Here is a 15229-nt window from a genome sequence, read left to right as displayed (position 1 = left end):
ACAATGAAGCGGACTCGTACCGAAAAGGACAGCATGGGTGAGATCGAAGTGCCGTTTGAAGCACTCTATGGCGCTCAGACACAACGAGCCGTGAATAATTTTCCGGTTAGCGGCCAACCCCTTCCCCAGCGTTTCATCATATCTTTACTGCATGTCAAACGTGCCGCCGCTCAAGCCAACCACGATCTGAAAGGCTTATCGGCCCCCATGTCCGGAGCCATCATCAAGGCATGTGACCAGCTTCTGGACGATCCTGAGTTGATGACGCATTTTCCCATCGACGTTTTTCAGACTGGCTCAGGAACCAGTACCAATATGAACGCCAATGAAGTGATTGCCAGGCTAGCCAGTCAGCTGGGCGGAATGACGCTACAACCGAACGATCACGTTAATCAAAGCCAGAGCAGTAATGATGTCATTCCTTCCTGCATTCATATCAGTGCCTCTCTGGCATTGCATCACCATCTCATGCCGGCACTATTGCATCTGGCGAAATGTATTGATGGCAGAGCAGACGAACTGGCAGAGGTGTGTAAAACGGGCAGAACACATCTCATGGATGCCATGCCGATTACCTTCGGACAGGTACTGAGCGGATGGTCGACACAGATCAAGGCCAACCTGGTGCGTCTGGAATCGCAGCAAAGCATGCTGCAGCAACTGGCACTGGGCGGTACCGCTGTTGGTACGGGTGTCAATGCACCAGCAGGCTTTGCCTCCTTGACCTGCAGACACATGAGTGACGAGCTGCAAATGGCATTCATACCGACCGACAATGCCTATGCGGCGATGGCGACTCAGGATGTCGCAGTTGCTCTGTCAGGCATTCTCAGGACCTGTGCCGTCAGCCTCATGAAAATAAGCAATGATCTGCGCTGGATGAATTCAGGTCCTCTGGCGGGCCTGGGAGAAATAGTACTGCCTGAGCTACAACCAGGCTCATCAATCATGCCCGGCAAAGTCAATCCAGTCATACCCGAGTCTACTGCCATGGTTGCCGCTCAAGTCATGGGCAATGATGCCACCATCGGCATAGCCGGACAGTCGGGAAATTTTGAATTGAATGTCATGCTGCCGTTGATTGCCAGTCGCCTGCTTGACAGCATCGAGCTTCTCGGCTCAAGTGCACGCCTGCTTGCAGACAAGGCCATTAGTGGATTTACGGTCAACGAGCCTCATATCCAAGAGGCCTTGTTTCGCAATCCCATACTAGCCACCGCCTTGAACCCACACATTGGCTATCTGAAGGCTGCAGAAGTGGCGAAGCGCGCCTACAAGGAAGGCAGGCCGATTGTCGAGGTAGCTGAGCAAATGACGGATCTTCCCAGAAATCAGCTTGAAGAGCTGCTCAATCCCATGTCACTGACCAGGAAACCGGAAAAGAAGGACTAGGCAGCTGATACAGGCTTGCCGGCAGTCAGAACGACAGGACTGAGGGTAATTACTACAAAGATTGCCTGTCTATCCGGGTGGTAGTACATTGATGTTTCTACCCTGATATTCGGGAGAAGCACATGACCTACTGTATTTTCACCGATCTGCGACACTATGATGTCAAGAGCGGCACCCAGACATCGCCAAGCGACGACAATGAGACGCTTGGTAATATTCATGATATCTACTTCGACGACGATACCTGGGCCATCAAGTGGTTTGTCGTCGAAACCGGACACTGGTACTCGTCCAACAAGATACTGCTGGATAGCAAATACTTTACTCAGGTATCCCCTGCCACCCGCACCTTTCACGTATCCATCAGCAAAGCGGATATTGAAAATGCTCCCTCCGTTGATGAACATCACCCCGTTGGTGAGCAACGCAAGAGCGAATTGCTCTATACATCGTTCGGGCAGGATACCTTGTTCTTTCCCGGTTACTCTGGAGTGCTAATGCCCCAGACCCTGATCGAACGTTCCGCGGTTCTGGCAGAGCAGGAAATGGACAAGCAGGAAGCCGACGTCTCGGATGCAGATTACGCCGATCGGCATTTACGCAGCGCCAGCGAAATTCTGGGCTATACCGTATCGGCAATCAACGGGGAGCTGGGACCGGTGACAGATCTGGTTATCAACACAGACCAATGGAACATCACCTTGTTGGCGCTGGACACCAGCAAGTGGCTGCCCGATCGTACGGTGGTCATCACCCCTGAGTCCATTGAGAGAATTTCCTGGGAGGAGAGCAAGCTGTTCGTCACGATGAGCAAGCAGACCATTGAAAAAAGCCCGCAACTGTGTGACCTCAAAGCCATCAAGACCAGCTATGTATCGACCTTGTCCGACTACTACCTCTACCCCATGATGTGATGATGACCAACAAGTACCAGTCGGAATCTATCCGACTGGTACATTCACTGAAACAAGCCTTGACGACTAAGCGCCAAAGTCAGATGGCAACAAGCCTGCTGGGAAATTCTGGTAAGACACAGGCCGTAGAAAACGCCGTATAGCCAGCGTGCCAACCGAAGTTGTCGATGACTGAGTCGATGCCGGATATGGACCACCATGCATCATGGAATCAGCAACTTCAACGCCTGTTGGAAAACCGTTGCACAGAATACGACCCGCGATTTCTTCCAGCTCAGGCAGAAGCTCGGCCGCAAATGCATGATCAGCCTCGTCAAGCTGCATGGTGCTGGTCAGCTGACCTTCCATGGAACGGGCAATCGTCAGCATCTGTTCGTTGGAATGGGTCGATACAATGATGCCGACTGGACCAAATACTTCATGGGCAAGGCCAGGATTGGCAATAAAATCTTCTGCGGTGACGGCAAGCACAACAGGAGCAGCACCACGCCCGTCGGCCTCTGGTGCTTGCACTATCCGGACACCCGCATGATTGGAGAGAGTCTTGACACCATTTCGATAGGCACTGGCGATACCACTTGTCAGCATTGCTGATTCAGGTACATCCGCCAAAGCGGCAACGGCAGATTCTTCAAACGCTTGCGCTGATTCTGACGGAATTACAACGATACCCGGATTGGTGCAGAACTGCCCGACGCCCATTGTCAGCGATCCGGCCCACTCCTTGCCCAGCTGTGCACCACGTGCTTCGGCCGCCGCTGACAAGACAAAGACCGGATTAACAGAACCTAGCTCACCGAAGAAAGGGATGGGTTCAGCCCGGCGGCTGGCAAGGTCATACAAGGCACGACCACCACCAAGAGAACCGGTAAAACCAACAGCCTTAATGAAAGGAGACTGGACCAGTGCAGCGCCCACCGCACGACTGTCTGCCCCCTCATTGCCCGGCCCACCATCATTAAGCAGTGAAAACGTACCAGGGTGCAAGTTGCATTTACTCACAGCAGCATCAATGGCTTCACCTACGATAGCGGCGGTTCCCGGATGTCCGGGGTGTCCTTTGACGACCACCGGGCAACCGGCGGCAAGGGCTGAGGCCGTATCACCGCCGGCAGTAGAGAACGCCAATGGGAAGTTGGATGCTCCGAAGACGGCCACAGGTCCCAGTGGTCGTTGCATGAGACGCAGATCAGGACGAGGCGCAGGGGCTCTGTCCGGTAACGCTGCATCATGACGGATATCCAGATATTCAGCTTTCTCGATATGCTCGGCAAACAACTTCAGCTGACCGGTCGTGCGGCCACGCTCACCCTCCAGACGCCCAGCAGGCAAACCGGTTTCGGCAACGCCCATGGCAGTGATCGCCGGCCCCCGTAACTCGATTTCTGCAGCAATAGTTCGTAGAAACTCCGCTCGCTCGACACGGGTAGTGCGACCGTAGGACTTGAAAGCATCCGCCGCCGCCTTGCTCGCCTGCTCTACCAGCTCTGGTGTTCCAACGGTGAATGAAGAGCGTTCTCCGGATACGGGATCATTTTCGAAGACCGGACCGTCGTCATGAATCTTGCCAGCAATACGGCTGCCATAAAGCGTCATAGGATGTTCCTGTTGGTGAATACCCTATTCTATCATTTGCAATCAATCCGGAATAAATGCTCAGACTACAGCTTGCATAGCCCCTCATCGGTCATCCAGTCAAGAGCCCTGCGCCGACCCTACTTATCGACGCAGCATTCAACAGTCTGGTATCGTTGTCTACAGATTAGCGATGAAATAGTGCCGTCTGTACCTCATCATTCTGAGCTGAGCAACGGCTGCACTTTTCACTAGCAAAAATCATCATTTCTCCGCTGTTTATTCTCAATTGGCGGTACAAGTCCAAATGCATGAATTACTCACCGGACTTGGCATTACCTTATTACTTATTATAATTATTCCGCCACAAAACCTCGCCAGCCAATATCTTTACTGCCTCCATAATGATGTTTAGAATATTATGACTAAAAAACTGATCAGCTCTTCCGTTATCGAGGAAAGTGGCGTTGCGTTTGGTACTAGCGGTGCTCGTGCCCTGGTAACTCAGTTGACACCTGACGTGTGTGCGGCATTTACGCATGCCTTTATCGTCGGCATGAAACGTAATTTCGACGTCCCAAAGGTGGCAATGGCAATTGATAACCGCCCTAGCAGTTACAAGATGGCCAGCGCTTGTGCAGCTGCATTGAAACAACTGGATATTGATGTCGATTACTACGGCGTGGTCCCGACCCCTGCTTTAGCCTATGTTGCACAAGAAGATGGCATCCCCGCCATCATGGTAACGGGCAGTCATATTCCTTTTGATCGTAATGGACTCAAATTTTACCGTCCCGATGGTGAAATCAGCAAAGCGGATGAAAAAGTCATCCTTACTGAGCAGGTTGAGTTCTCTGAATTAGGCGATCTGCCAGAGTTGGAAGCCAGCGATCGCGCCATAGGTGCTTACATCACACGTTATACCTCCATTTTCTCCACCCCCTGGTTGACTGGAAAACGTATTGGTATCTACGAACACTCCAGTGCTGGCCGGGATATCTACTGCCGTATTTTTGAGAATCTGGGTGCTGAAGTTATCTCCCTGGGGCGTAGCGATCAATTTGTACCCATCGATACCGAGGCGGTTTCAGAAGAGGACAAGGCCAAGGCGGTAGCATGGTGCAATGAGCATGAACTTGATGCTCTGTTCTCAACGGATGGCGATGGTGATCGTCCACTCCTGTCTGACGAAAATGGCGACTGGTTGCGCGGTGACATACTTGGCTTGTTAACAGCCGGCGCACTTGGCATCGAAGCCCTGGCAATTCCTGTCAGCTGTAATACAGCCGTTGAATCAAGTGGTAAATTTTCTTGTGTTGAACGCACAAGGATTGGCTCACCTTACGTCATTGCAGAGTTTTCCAATCTGACCAGCAAATACAATTCGGTGGCTGGTTTCGAAGCAAACGGTGGCTTCTTGCTGGGAAGCGATTTACAGCTAAACGGCCAACCATTGAAAGCGCTGCCTACGCGTGATGCCATGCTGCCTGCAATCATGACGTTATTCGCAGCCGGCGAAGAACCAATTTCAGCATTGGTCAATGATCTTCCGCAGCGTTTTACGCACAGCGATCGTATCAAAGACTTCGCCACTGAAAGAAGTCAGGAAATAATTGCACAAGGAAAATCTGACCCTGACACTTTATTGAAAAAGCTGGGTTTTCAGAACTTTGTGATAAGCAAGACAGATGCAACTGACGGCTTGAGAGTGACATTGGAAGATGGCCGCATTGTTCACCTCAGACCATCCGGCAATGCCCCGGAGCTGCGCTGCTATGCAGAGGCTGACAATTACAAGGAGGCCTGTGATTGCGTACTTCAGGCTTTAGACAATGTACGGACGCTCTCATTCGATTGATATGAGACGGGGGGGCTGCCTGAATCGCCCCCCTCCTTAAATCCCTGCCTCTCAGTGCTGGCGCAACGCCTCAGGTGATACGGCGGAGGCAGAGTTACCCCAGGCGCCGCGAATGTAGCTGAGCACCGCAGCCGACTCATCATCGCTGAGCTGATGTGCGAATGAAGGCATGCCGTAAGGCCTTGGCCGCCCTTGAGTACTGGCGCCAAAACCTCCGGCTTCCAACAGTCGAATGGCATTGTTCGGTGATGCTGCGGTGACGCCGCGATTGCCTGCCAACGCAGGATACCGATAAGGCTCACCCTGGCCATCCTTGCCATGACAATCAGCGCATTGCTCAACATAGATGGATTGCCCCGCCTCACGCAACTCCTGCGTATACGACTCACTGACACGCAATTGCCTGACTTTTTCTGTCGCCTTTTCAGGCAGGCTCGACAGATAGTCTGCCATGGCACCCAGATCATCAGACTTCAGGTATTGCAAACTATGCAGCACCACCTCAGCCATGGGACCGGACAAGACATCACGTTCATTGACTCCGGTTTGTAGCAGCTCTACCAACCCCTGTTTGTCTTTCTCACTGAGCACGCCGCGAGTCAGAGAAACCGCATCCCAGCCCAGCTCCTCAATGTGTGCACCCGACAGATCGATATCGGTCTTTGAATTACCCAGTGCACCGCGCGGTGTATGACAGGCGGCACAATGACCCAGACCTTGCACCAGGTAGGCGCCGCGATTCCAGGATTCCGTCTGTTGCTCGTTCGGTGAAAAAGCCTCCGGACGGAAAAAGAGCGCTCGCCAGGTATTCAGGGCCAGTTGAGTGTTATAGGGAAATCGTAATTCATTCTCAGGCGGCAACTGCTCGACTGCCGGAACAGTTTGCAGATAGGCAAACAAAGCATCACTATCATCACGGGTAACCAGACTGTAGCTGGGATACGGAAATGCCGGGTACAGGCTACGACCATCACGCGACTTTCCGTGATGCATCGCCTGCCAGAATTCATCAGCATTCCATTCACCCAGCCCGGTGAGCTTGTCCGAGGTCAGATTGCTGGTGTATATCTTGCCAAAAGGTGTCGGTATTGCCTTGCCACCGCTGAACTCCGGCTCACCCATCTGTGTATGACAGGCAGTGCAATCACCTGCCTGTGCCAGATATTGACCACGTTCCACCACATTGTCGAAATGGCTAGCCAGAGGACTGAGGCTTGCTTGCGGCTGTGTATCCTCTGAGCAACCACTGAGCAGACTCGACAACAACAGAATACCTACGGTTATTTTCAACAGGGGCCTCATTGCACCGCTCCACATGGCACTGGTAATTCTTGTGGCGCGGTAGATCCAGCCAGATCAGGCCCGGGCGGTGCGTTGGCTATCCATTGCGCAATCGCTGCGATATCAGCCCCATCGAGTGCCTTGGCGACATCAGCCATACAATCGGGCTCGCGAGCGCTGCGAGTGCCAGCCTGCCAGGCACCCAGCTGAGCGGTGATATAGACAGCGCCCAGTCCGCGCAAGCCTGGAATAGCCACTCCGTCTCCGTTCAGATCGTCGCCATGGCAGGCGGTACAAGCGGGTCGATCACCATCTGAGCTCTCCACCAGCCTGCGTGCTCGCTCTGAGCCTGTCGTCAGCTCCACACTATCTGCTGCGCTTACTGGCACATGAGTGGATGGCCTTTGTGCATAGTAGGCAGCCATCTCGTGCAGGTATTCGGGGCTGAGATACGCCAGCATCTGCTGCATCAAAGGATTATCTCTGCGCCCATCGCGAAAATTCAGTAACTGCTGATAGAGATACTCCACCGGTTTACCATCGATTGGCGGATAGTAAATCTGGGCCCGAGACTCAGCCTGAGTCGCAGTCTGCTCGGTCTGAGCATGACAACCGGCGCAAGCCTGCAACCTGTCCCGCATTCCATCCACATCAGGCTCGGCAGCCAATACGCTGTTCACGGCAGACTGCACGCCAAGCAGCAGGAGCAAAAGCACGGTGTTCTTGAGTTGAATCCTGTTCATGGGGCGATTATCCGTCAGAGTCGCCTTCCCGAACAGGGACAAACGTCATTCACAAATGCATAACAGATTAGAAAAAAGCACAGTACTGTTATGCATCAGGCCTTGGCATCGACACAGATCGTAAATTTGGCAGATCGGCAAAGTGCCTTGAACGGACCTTGAAACACCTCACACCCATCATGCCATCTCACCATAGCGCCTGAAGCAACCCGCTAAATGATCTATAACCACTCGAACCTTCGGTACGTTTCGAAGGTTTGCATGGGTCACGATCCAGGTGTCCAGTGTGGCTATCGACAGGTCCGGCAGTACACGCCGCAACTCAGAATCAGCATCACCGCTTACACATTGAATGGCTGCGATACCCAATCCGGCACGTGCCGCTGCCAGTTGCATCGGATGGCTGTCGGTGCTTATCACGCAGCGCTGACGGCTGACGTCGGGAAGCATTTTCGCGGCAAGGGCCAGATCCCTGCTGGCCCGGTCCGGACCAATCCAGTCATGGCCTGCCAGTTCTGTAACGTCTGTCGGTTCGCCATGGATTTGCAGGTATGCGTGATGGGCATACAGACCCAGCTTTACCGAGGCCACCTTGCGGGCGATCAAGGAGCCTTGTTGTGGTTGATGCATACGAACTGCAATGTCGGCTTCCCGGTCAAGTATGGCCGCCGATGCATTGGAAAGATCGATTTCCAGAACAAGCTTTGGATGTAGCCGACGTAGTGGTTTGAGCATGGCAGGCAGTACCTCCACCCCCACAAATTCCGAGACACTGATGCGCACAACACCGGCCATCTGGCTGGAATCGGCAGAGGCTGTGCGAACAAAGACAGCCGACGCATTGGCCATGGCGCGTGCCGGCTCTATCAAGGTCAGAGCACGATCTGTTGGTACCAGTCCATTCACCGAGCGGGTGAACAACACGGTATCCAGTACCGCCTCCAAAGACTCGATACGGCTGCGCACCGTTGCCTGGGCCACGTCTAGTCGACGTGCCGCCGCCGAGAGGCTGCCAGTTTCGATGACCGCCAGAAAGGCACGTTGATCATTCCAGTCCAAATTTTTTGCTCATAAAAAATGTATGAGCTATTAGAAGAAGATTGTCAATTTTCAATGCGAATCAGCGGCGCTATGTTGTCTTTAATTCGGAACAGCAGACAATTGGAGGCATTGATGAATAGTGAATCATTTGCACGAATAGAACCTCACCCTGGCAGGGCACTGGTACTGGGCGCAACCGGAGGTATCGGCAGCGAAATTGCCGACAAGCTTCTTCGCAAGGACTGGCAGGTGATCGGCCTGGCGCGTGATGTAGAGGCAGCCAGGCGGGACCAGCTCATCACTACCGGTATTGACTGGCAACAGGGAGACGCCATGCTCGAAGGCGATGTGCAGCGTGTTGCCCAAGGAGTCGATGTCATTGTCCATGCGGTCAATCCACCGGGCTATCGGCACTGGAAAACACAGGTTCTACCCATGCTGGACAATACGATTGCTGCTGCGCGAGCTCAGGGAGGAGCACGTATCGTATTGCCCGGCACGCTGTACAACTTCGATGCAGCAAGCAGCCCGGTGATTTCGGAACATACGCCTCAAACGGTGCGTACCTGCAAGGGACGTATTCGCATAGAGATGGAAAAACGCTTGGCGGCAGCGGCACCTGAGGTACCCAGTCTGATCCTGCGGGCCGGGGATTTCTTCGGAGCCAACGCACGCTCCAGCTGGTTCAGCCAGGCCATGGTGGCGTCCACTCGGCCGGTGAGCAAGTTCGTTTCGGTGGGCAATGGTGCGGGTCATGCTTACGCCTATCTGCCCGACCTGGCGGAGTGCTTTGCTCAGCTGATCGAGCGTCGCTCATCGCTCCGCTCGTTCGAATGTCTGCAATTTGCCGGTCACTGGGACAAGAACGGACGAGCAATGGCTCATGCCGTCGAGCGTGTTATCGGGTATCAGCTTCCCCTTCGTCAGTTTCCCTGGTGGCTCATGCGTCTTTTGGCACCTCTTGGCGGCTTTCCACGTGAGGCGCTGGAAGTATTGCCATTATGGCGCCATCCGGTACGTCTGGATAACACTCGATTGTTGGAGCTGCTGGGGGAAGAACCTCGAACCGAGCTGGATGATGCCGTAAGGCAGACACTGCAGGGCATGCAGGCTCTACCGGGCACATCGATTTGACCTCCGAGGTCGCAATCATTAAAACTTGCGCTGAACTACGAGCACTCACGACCAACACCCAGGCCTGTGAGACTTTAGACACTGCATGCAATTCCTAAAAAATTACATTACAGCAACTATTCGTTTATGCGAAATAGTTCTGATAATTTGGATTGCACATTCATAATCATCAGGACTTTGCTTTATGCGTAGATTATCAGGAATCAATCGAACTCCCACTTTTCTACTCTCTCGCAGAAGCCTGATGACAGTCTCGCTGGCTGTCTCTCTTGCGCTGGCCGGCTGCTCTGATTCTGACGATGAGGTAGATTCACCAACAGAGAGCGAGGCCGAACTTGTATTAAGGGCTCAGGGTATTCATGAACGCGTGATCACCATCGACACGCATGACGATATCAGCGCAAGCAACTTCACAGCCGAATCCAATTACTCCATGGATCTGAGCACGCAGGTCACACTAGGGAATATGGAAGAAGGCGGCCTCGATGTAGCGTGGTTTGTTGCTTACGTGGGACAAGGCGAACTCGACGAGGAAGGTTATGCTGCTGCCAACGCCGAAGCCATCGCAAAGTTCGAAGGCATTCACCGACTGGTTGAGGAATATGCTCCCGAACGAATCGAGCTGGCACTGACATCGGATGATGTTCGCCGCATTTCCGAAAGCGGCAAGAAAGTGGCTATGATCGGTGTGGAGAACTCCTATCAGCTAGGGCTGGATCTGAACAACATAGAAGACTTCTACAACCGTGGCGCTCGCTACATGTCTTTGACTCATAACGGTCATAATCAATTTGGCGACTCTCATACCGGTGAAGCCGAAGAGGACTTCGTTAATGATGGTTTGAGCGCCTTGGGTGTACAAGCCATTGATGAAATGAACCGTCTGGGCATCATCGTGGATATCTCACATCCTGGCAAACAGACCAATCTGCAAGCCATAGAGCAATCACGTGCACCAGTCATCGCATCACACTCCGCTGCTCGCGCCCTCGTGGATATCAGTCGTAACATTGATGACGAGCAATTGCTGGCGATGGCAGCCAAAGGTGGTGTAGTGCAGACCGTTGCTTTCCGCTCCTATCTGGATGCCGACAAGAATACGGCCTGGCAAGAAGCCTCGCAGGTGGTTCTGGCTGAAGTTGCTGAACAGGAAGGCTTTGAAATCAAACCCTGGTCAGAAGTCTTTGCAGGCACCCCCGAAGAAATATCAGCTTATCGAGATGGCTATGCCGCTCTTCAAGAAACTGCCGCACCAAGAATAGCTGCCGAAGTCAATCCAATTACCCCACCGGTGGATGTTGCCGATCTGATTGACCACGTTGACTACATGGTCGAGCTGATCGGTGTCGAGCATGTGGGTATCAGCTCAGATTTTGAAGGTGGCGGTGGTGTAGAAGGTTGGAACAATGCAGCCGAAACATTCAACGTAACGCTCGAGCTGGTACGCCGAGGCTACACGGAAGATGAAATTGGCATGATATGGGGCGGCAACCTCTTACGTGTGCTCGACGAAGCACAAGCCGTCGCAGCGCAGATTCAAGCAGAAGTTTAATCACCCCACCGGAAAAGCTGTGTATAGGCTGACTTTGAGATATGGATATTTCAAGTAAGAATAATACAGGTTATGCACATCTTTTCTATCACCCAGCTCCCTCCCCTTACGTCCGGGCTCAGCAAGCCGATGTATCATGTGCTCACTTAAAGCTCAACCTTGAATGAACAGATGGCATCGAAATCCCCCCACAATCGCTTATTGATTACCGGTGCCAGCGGATACCTCGGCCATCGACTGGTGCCACAAGAGATAGTGTCGAATGGTTGCAGGCCGACCTGACGGGCGATTTGCATGAGCTCTTCGAGAAATACCGCCCTGACGCCGTTATTCATGCAGCCGCTATCAACCCTGGAGTAGACGACGACAAACTGAACACCAACGAGACGATGGCGGCGCGAGTAGCCGAGGCTGCCAAGGCAGTCGGGTCACGATTGATCGTGGTCTCGAGCGATATAGTCCACGCGGGAGCGTCACTACCCTACTCTGATGATGCGCGACCTGATCCTATTAATGCCTACGGCCAATCAAAGGCAGCCGCCGAGGCGGCAGCACTGGCCTGCCACGGCAATGTTGTGTGTGTGTGTGCGGACCTCACTGATCTACGGGTTGGAACTTGTTGATCGTAGCACTGCATCCTTCATCGCTCGACCGCGCTCGTTCGCTAGGCCTCTCAGTTCCGGGCGTGGCGGAAGTACTTGCCCGCAACAACTCGTAAAAGTGTTCTAACGAGGTACACGCATTCTAGAGCGTGCCTGATGAAACCATCAGCGCTTTAGCAGTACCTGGTGATTAAGGGCAACGAGTAACAATCCCGCTATGAGTACAGACAGCGCAGAGCGGAACAATGAGCCGCCGTCGGACACGCCCTCAACGACCACTTGCACACCTAGTGGTGTGAACAGATGAAAAAACGCTGCACCTGCCATCAATGAAGTAGCCATTATTCCACCTACTGCATGAAACAGTGACCGTGAAAGTCCCACCGAGCGCCTGACGGCTTTACTGTATAGCCAAAACAACGCCGGTAGCAAAAGCACAATTGCGGTTATCAGCTCTATAGTTCCAACACCTTTGGCACCAACAGCAGAAAACGTTGCACCCAGGTCCGCGTTAACGGTTGTACCTAGCCACTCACCGATCGTTGAAAATATATGCTGCGTGGCTGGATGGCCGGAAAACTTATAAGGTAAGGATGAGAGGAGAACAAAACCTGACCAGCCCGCCAAAGCCCACGAGACCGTAGCGGCCATCAGACCTGATGAAAATCCTGCTAATCGACGAGGCGTTGGTAATGAATCTGTAACTGACAATGTGGCAGGCGAAGGTTCGATAGCTGTTGTCACGATCATGATGATTTATTTCAGTTGATGATAGGAGTTGTATTGATGATGTAAAAAAACAGTTGTCATCAACCTTCTGGCCACGTCCGGCAGCCAAGGCATTAGCCGCCGAACGAAAGCCTCTCTCAGAACTAATAAAGCAATTAGTTACTTTTAGCTGCGTGTAGATCACTACCCCCCCAGAGCACGCTGTACTGCTCGCAATGCACCAGAATACTATTGTAATCTTCCAGAGACAGCCCATCTGGAAGGATGTAGTCCTGGCTGCCAGTGATCGACTGCAGTTTGCCTAACTGTATAGAGTTGTCGGTGGCCGTTTTTCCGGAGACATCAGCAATGGATAATGGTGAGAGGAACACTTTCAGATCCGGGCCGCCTTTGGTCTTGAAACTCTTATCAAAGCGAATCAGCGTCTTACCGTTCTCTTCTACTATCTGCCAGCCACCTTTAATGTCATATTTCTTACTGACAAACCCATGTTCATCCCCAGCGAGAACGGGAGAATTGATAGTCTGTACGGCAACAACGGCTAACACGATGCCAGCTAGCAAACTGCGTGTTCGGTTCATTTTTCTGGATTTTGTGAATTGCATTTCGATCTCCCGGTGATCATGAGTTGCTGCGCCGCCAGCCTGCGATATTGGCCTGAACGTGTTAGCGCGTTTGTTAATTCAGTGAGATCAGAATACGGCAGGGCACGACTGCCATCTTTACTAAAGGTCTATCATTCATATACCGATAGTCTTGCCCGGATATCGAATAGCACTCAAGGATTAGTCGCTGAGGGTGCAGGAATGGACATCATTAGCCCTCTTCGGGTCATTGGGCCATTTGCAGCAGCAATATGAAATAATCAGCTTGCTGCGCTTTTACTCACCGGCAACAAAGTCGCCAGCAGCTGCATCGCTCGCTCCGCCTCCTCGATCGATGGATGCCCGTAGTTCAGCCGAAAACCCGGCATTGCATCATCACGAGCAGCAAACAGATTGCCTGGGGCAATACTGACCCCCTGCTTTAACGCCGCCTTGTAAAGCTGGTAACTATCATAGTGAGCGGGAAGCTCCAACCACAAAAAATAGCCTCCCTGAGGTTGTGTCACCCGGCAATCGGCAGGAAAGAATCTCTGCACGCAATCCAGCATGGCATCTCGCCTACGTTGCAAAACAGCTCGCAGTCCTCGCAGGTGAGTATCGAAGGCACCGGTTTCCAGATAGTCGGCCAGAGCCAGCTGTGATGGCAGCGCCGCTGACAGGCTTGTGCCTAACTGCAGTTGTTGAACCTGTCGACTGAAGCGTCCAGCCGCCGCCCAGCCTATACGGTAGCCTGGAGCCAGACATTTGGAAAACGATCCACAGTGCAGTACCAGACCCGCCTTGTCGAACGCCTTCACTGGCGGTGGACGACGCTTGCCAAAATATAGCTCGCCATACACATCATCTTCTATCAGCGGCAACTGATGCCGTACAAGTAGTTCGGCCAACGACCTTTTGCACGATTCAGGCATCAGACTACCCAAAGGGTTCTGAAAATTACTCATCAGCCATACCGCAGCAGGCCGATGCCGGGTGATCGCCACTTCCAGAGCCTCCAGATCCATGCCTTGCCTCGGATCGGTTGCCACTTCAATCGCTCTCAGACCCAGACGCTCCAGAGCTTGCAGACAGACATAAAAACTGGGGGACTCGATCACTACGGCATCCCCCGGCCGCGTAACTGCCTGCAGGCACAGATTCAGCGCCTCCATGGCCCCATTGGTCACTAACAGCTCGTCTGTGTCCAGTTCAAATCCTTGCAGGTGATAGCGCAGCGCGATCTGCCTCAGCAAACCCGGATTACCGGGGGCAATGTCCATGACCGTACGTGACGGGTCCAGCTTTCGCATACTGCGTGACAAGGATTGGGACAAACGCGCCAGCGGGAACAAAGCCGGATCTGGAAATGCGGATCCCATCGGCACGACGTTCTGGTTCTTCAAGCCATGCAGCACTTGTCCAATCAAGTCACTCTTGCCCACCTGCACCGTATCAATATCGGGTTGCGACGACGAGGGCAGCTGTGGGTATTGGTCTGCCCTGATGTTTACGTGAAATCCCGAGCGCTGGGTAGCCTGCACAAAACCTCGTGCTTCGAGCAAGTGATATGCCTTGAGCACTGTCGAGACGCTTAATGCACGACGACGACTGCAATCACGCAGCGAGGGTAGCCGCTCACCCGGTCGCAACTCGCCAGCCTCGATCAACTGTGCCAGCTCATTGGCCAAAGCCTTGTATTGAACCATTGCCTATCGCCTTTGAACTGTACGTGTACTGAGTGCCGCAGCAGAAATTCTCTGCAAGCCACACGACCTGAAAAATACAACTTTCAAGGCGATCAAACAGATTCGAATCAAAGAGGCA

General features: G+C 53.0%; 13 protein-coding genes. 6 read left to right on the top strand and 7 right to left on the bottom strand.

The window, feature by feature from the left end:
• The first annotated feature begins 3 nt into the window (after positions 1–3).
• Both IMCC3135_RS03850 and IMCC3135_RS03845 read left to right on the top strand, forming a co-directional pair.
• Positions 4–1392 carry a class II fumarate hydratase gene (locus IMCC3135_RS03850; RefSeq protein WP_088916389.1) on the top strand — a complete coding sequence of 463 codons (1389 nt, stop codon included), beginning with the start codon at positions 4–6 and terminating at the stop codon, positions 1390–1392.
• A gap of 122 nt (positions 1393–1514) precedes the next feature.
• A complete protein-coding gene (locus tag IMCC3135_RS03845; RefSeq protein WP_088916388.1) occupies positions 1515–2306 on the top strand; it encodes a PRC-barrel domain containing protein in 792 nt (263 codons plus the stop codon).
• Positions 2307–2372: 66 nt separating this feature from the next.
• On the opposite strand, the gene IMCC3135_RS03840 is transcribed toward IMCC3135_RS03845, so the two are convergent.
• The gene (locus IMCC3135_RS03840; protein ID WP_088916387.1) at positions 2373–3902 is read right to left on the bottom strand and encodes an aldehyde dehydrogenase (NADP(+)); all 1530 of its coding nucleotides are present in this window, start codon (positions 3900–3902) and stop codon (positions 2373–2375) included.
• A gap of 400 nt (positions 3903–4302) precedes the next feature.
• Between IMCC3135_RS03840 and IMCC3135_RS03835 the strand changes: the two genes are divergently transcribed.
• A complete protein-coding gene (locus IMCC3135_RS03835; RefSeq protein WP_088916386.1) occupies positions 4303–5739 on the top strand; it encodes a phosphomannomutase in 1437 nt (478 codons plus the stop codon).
• A 51-nt stretch (positions 5740–5790) separates the two neighbouring features.
• On the opposite strand, the gene IMCC3135_RS03830 is transcribed toward IMCC3135_RS03835, so the two are convergent.
• The 3 genes from IMCC3135_RS03830 to IMCC3135_RS03820 all read right to left on the bottom strand — a co-directional run bounded on the left by IMCC3135_RS03830 (position 5791) and on the right by IMCC3135_RS03820 (position 8822).
• Positions 5791–7029: a cytochrome c gene (locus tag IMCC3135_RS03830; RefSeq protein WP_205737891.1), complete on the bottom strand. Its 1239-nt coding sequence runs from the start codon at positions 7027–7029 to the stop codon at positions 5791–5793.
• 8 nt (positions 7030–7037) lie between these two features.
• Entirely contained in the window at positions 7038–7763 is a 726-nt protein-coding gene (locus IMCC3135_RS03825; protein WP_088916384.1) for a c-type cytochrome, read from the bottom strand.
• 177 nt (positions 7764–7940) lie between these two features.
• The gene (locus tag IMCC3135_RS03820) at positions 7941–8822 is read right to left on the bottom strand and encodes a LysR family transcriptional regulator (RefSeq protein WP_088916383.1); all 882 of its coding nucleotides are present in this window, start codon (positions 8820–8822) and stop codon (positions 7941–7943) included.
• Between the two features lie 114 nt (positions 8823–8936).
• Between IMCC3135_RS03820 and IMCC3135_RS03815 the strand changes: the two genes are divergently transcribed.
• The 3 genes from IMCC3135_RS03815 (at position 8937) to IMCC3135_RS03805 (ending at position 12113) form a co-directional block, all read left to right on the top strand.
• Entirely contained in the window at positions 8937–9938 is a 1002-nt protein-coding gene (locus IMCC3135_RS03815; RefSeq protein WP_088921665.1) for an NAD(P)H-binding protein, read from the top strand.
• Between the two features lie 244 nt (positions 9939–10182).
• Positions 10183–11490 carry a dipeptidase gene (locus tag IMCC3135_RS03810; RefSeq protein ID WP_088916382.1) on the top strand — a complete coding sequence of 436 codons (1308 nt, stop codon included), beginning with the start codon at positions 10183–10185 and terminating at the stop codon, positions 11488–11490.
• A gap of 176 nt (positions 11491–11666) precedes the next feature.
• Complete coding sequence (locus IMCC3135_RS03805) at positions 11667–12113, top strand: sugar nucleotide-binding protein (protein WP_088916381.1); 447 nt, start codon at positions 11667–11669, stop codon at positions 12111–12113.
• Positions 12114–12257: 144 nt separating this feature from the next.
• Here IMCC3135_RS03805 and IMCC3135_RS03800 read toward each other — a convergent pair whose 3' ends face one another.
• From IMCC3135_RS03800 to IMCC3135_RS03790, 3 genes are all read right to left on the bottom strand, one after another.
• Complete coding sequence (locus IMCC3135_RS03800) at positions 12258–12842, bottom strand: hypothetical protein (protein ID WP_205737890.1); 585 nt, start codon at positions 12840–12842, stop codon at positions 12258–12260.
• Positions 12843–12976: 134 nt separating this feature from the next.
• Positions 12977–13426: a DM13 domain-containing protein gene (locus IMCC3135_RS03795; protein WP_088916380.1), complete on the bottom strand. Its 450-nt coding sequence runs from the start codon at positions 13424–13426 to the stop codon at positions 12977–12979.
• 260 nt (positions 13427–13686) lie between these two features.
• The gene (locus IMCC3135_RS03790; protein ID WP_088916379.1) at positions 13687–15111 is read right to left on the bottom strand and encodes an aminotransferase-like domain-containing protein; all 1425 of its coding nucleotides are present in this window, start codon (positions 15109–15111) and stop codon (positions 13687–13689) included.
• Between the last annotated feature and the right edge of the window lie 118 nt (positions 15112–15229).

This window comes from Granulosicoccus antarcticus IMCC3135 (assembly GCF_002215215.1).
Classification (GTDB): Bacteria; Pseudomonadota; Gammaproteobacteria; order Granulosicoccales; family Granulosicoccaceae; genus Granulosicoccus; species Granulosicoccus antarcticus.
This window is presented reverse-complemented; position numbering and strand designations above follow the sequence as displayed.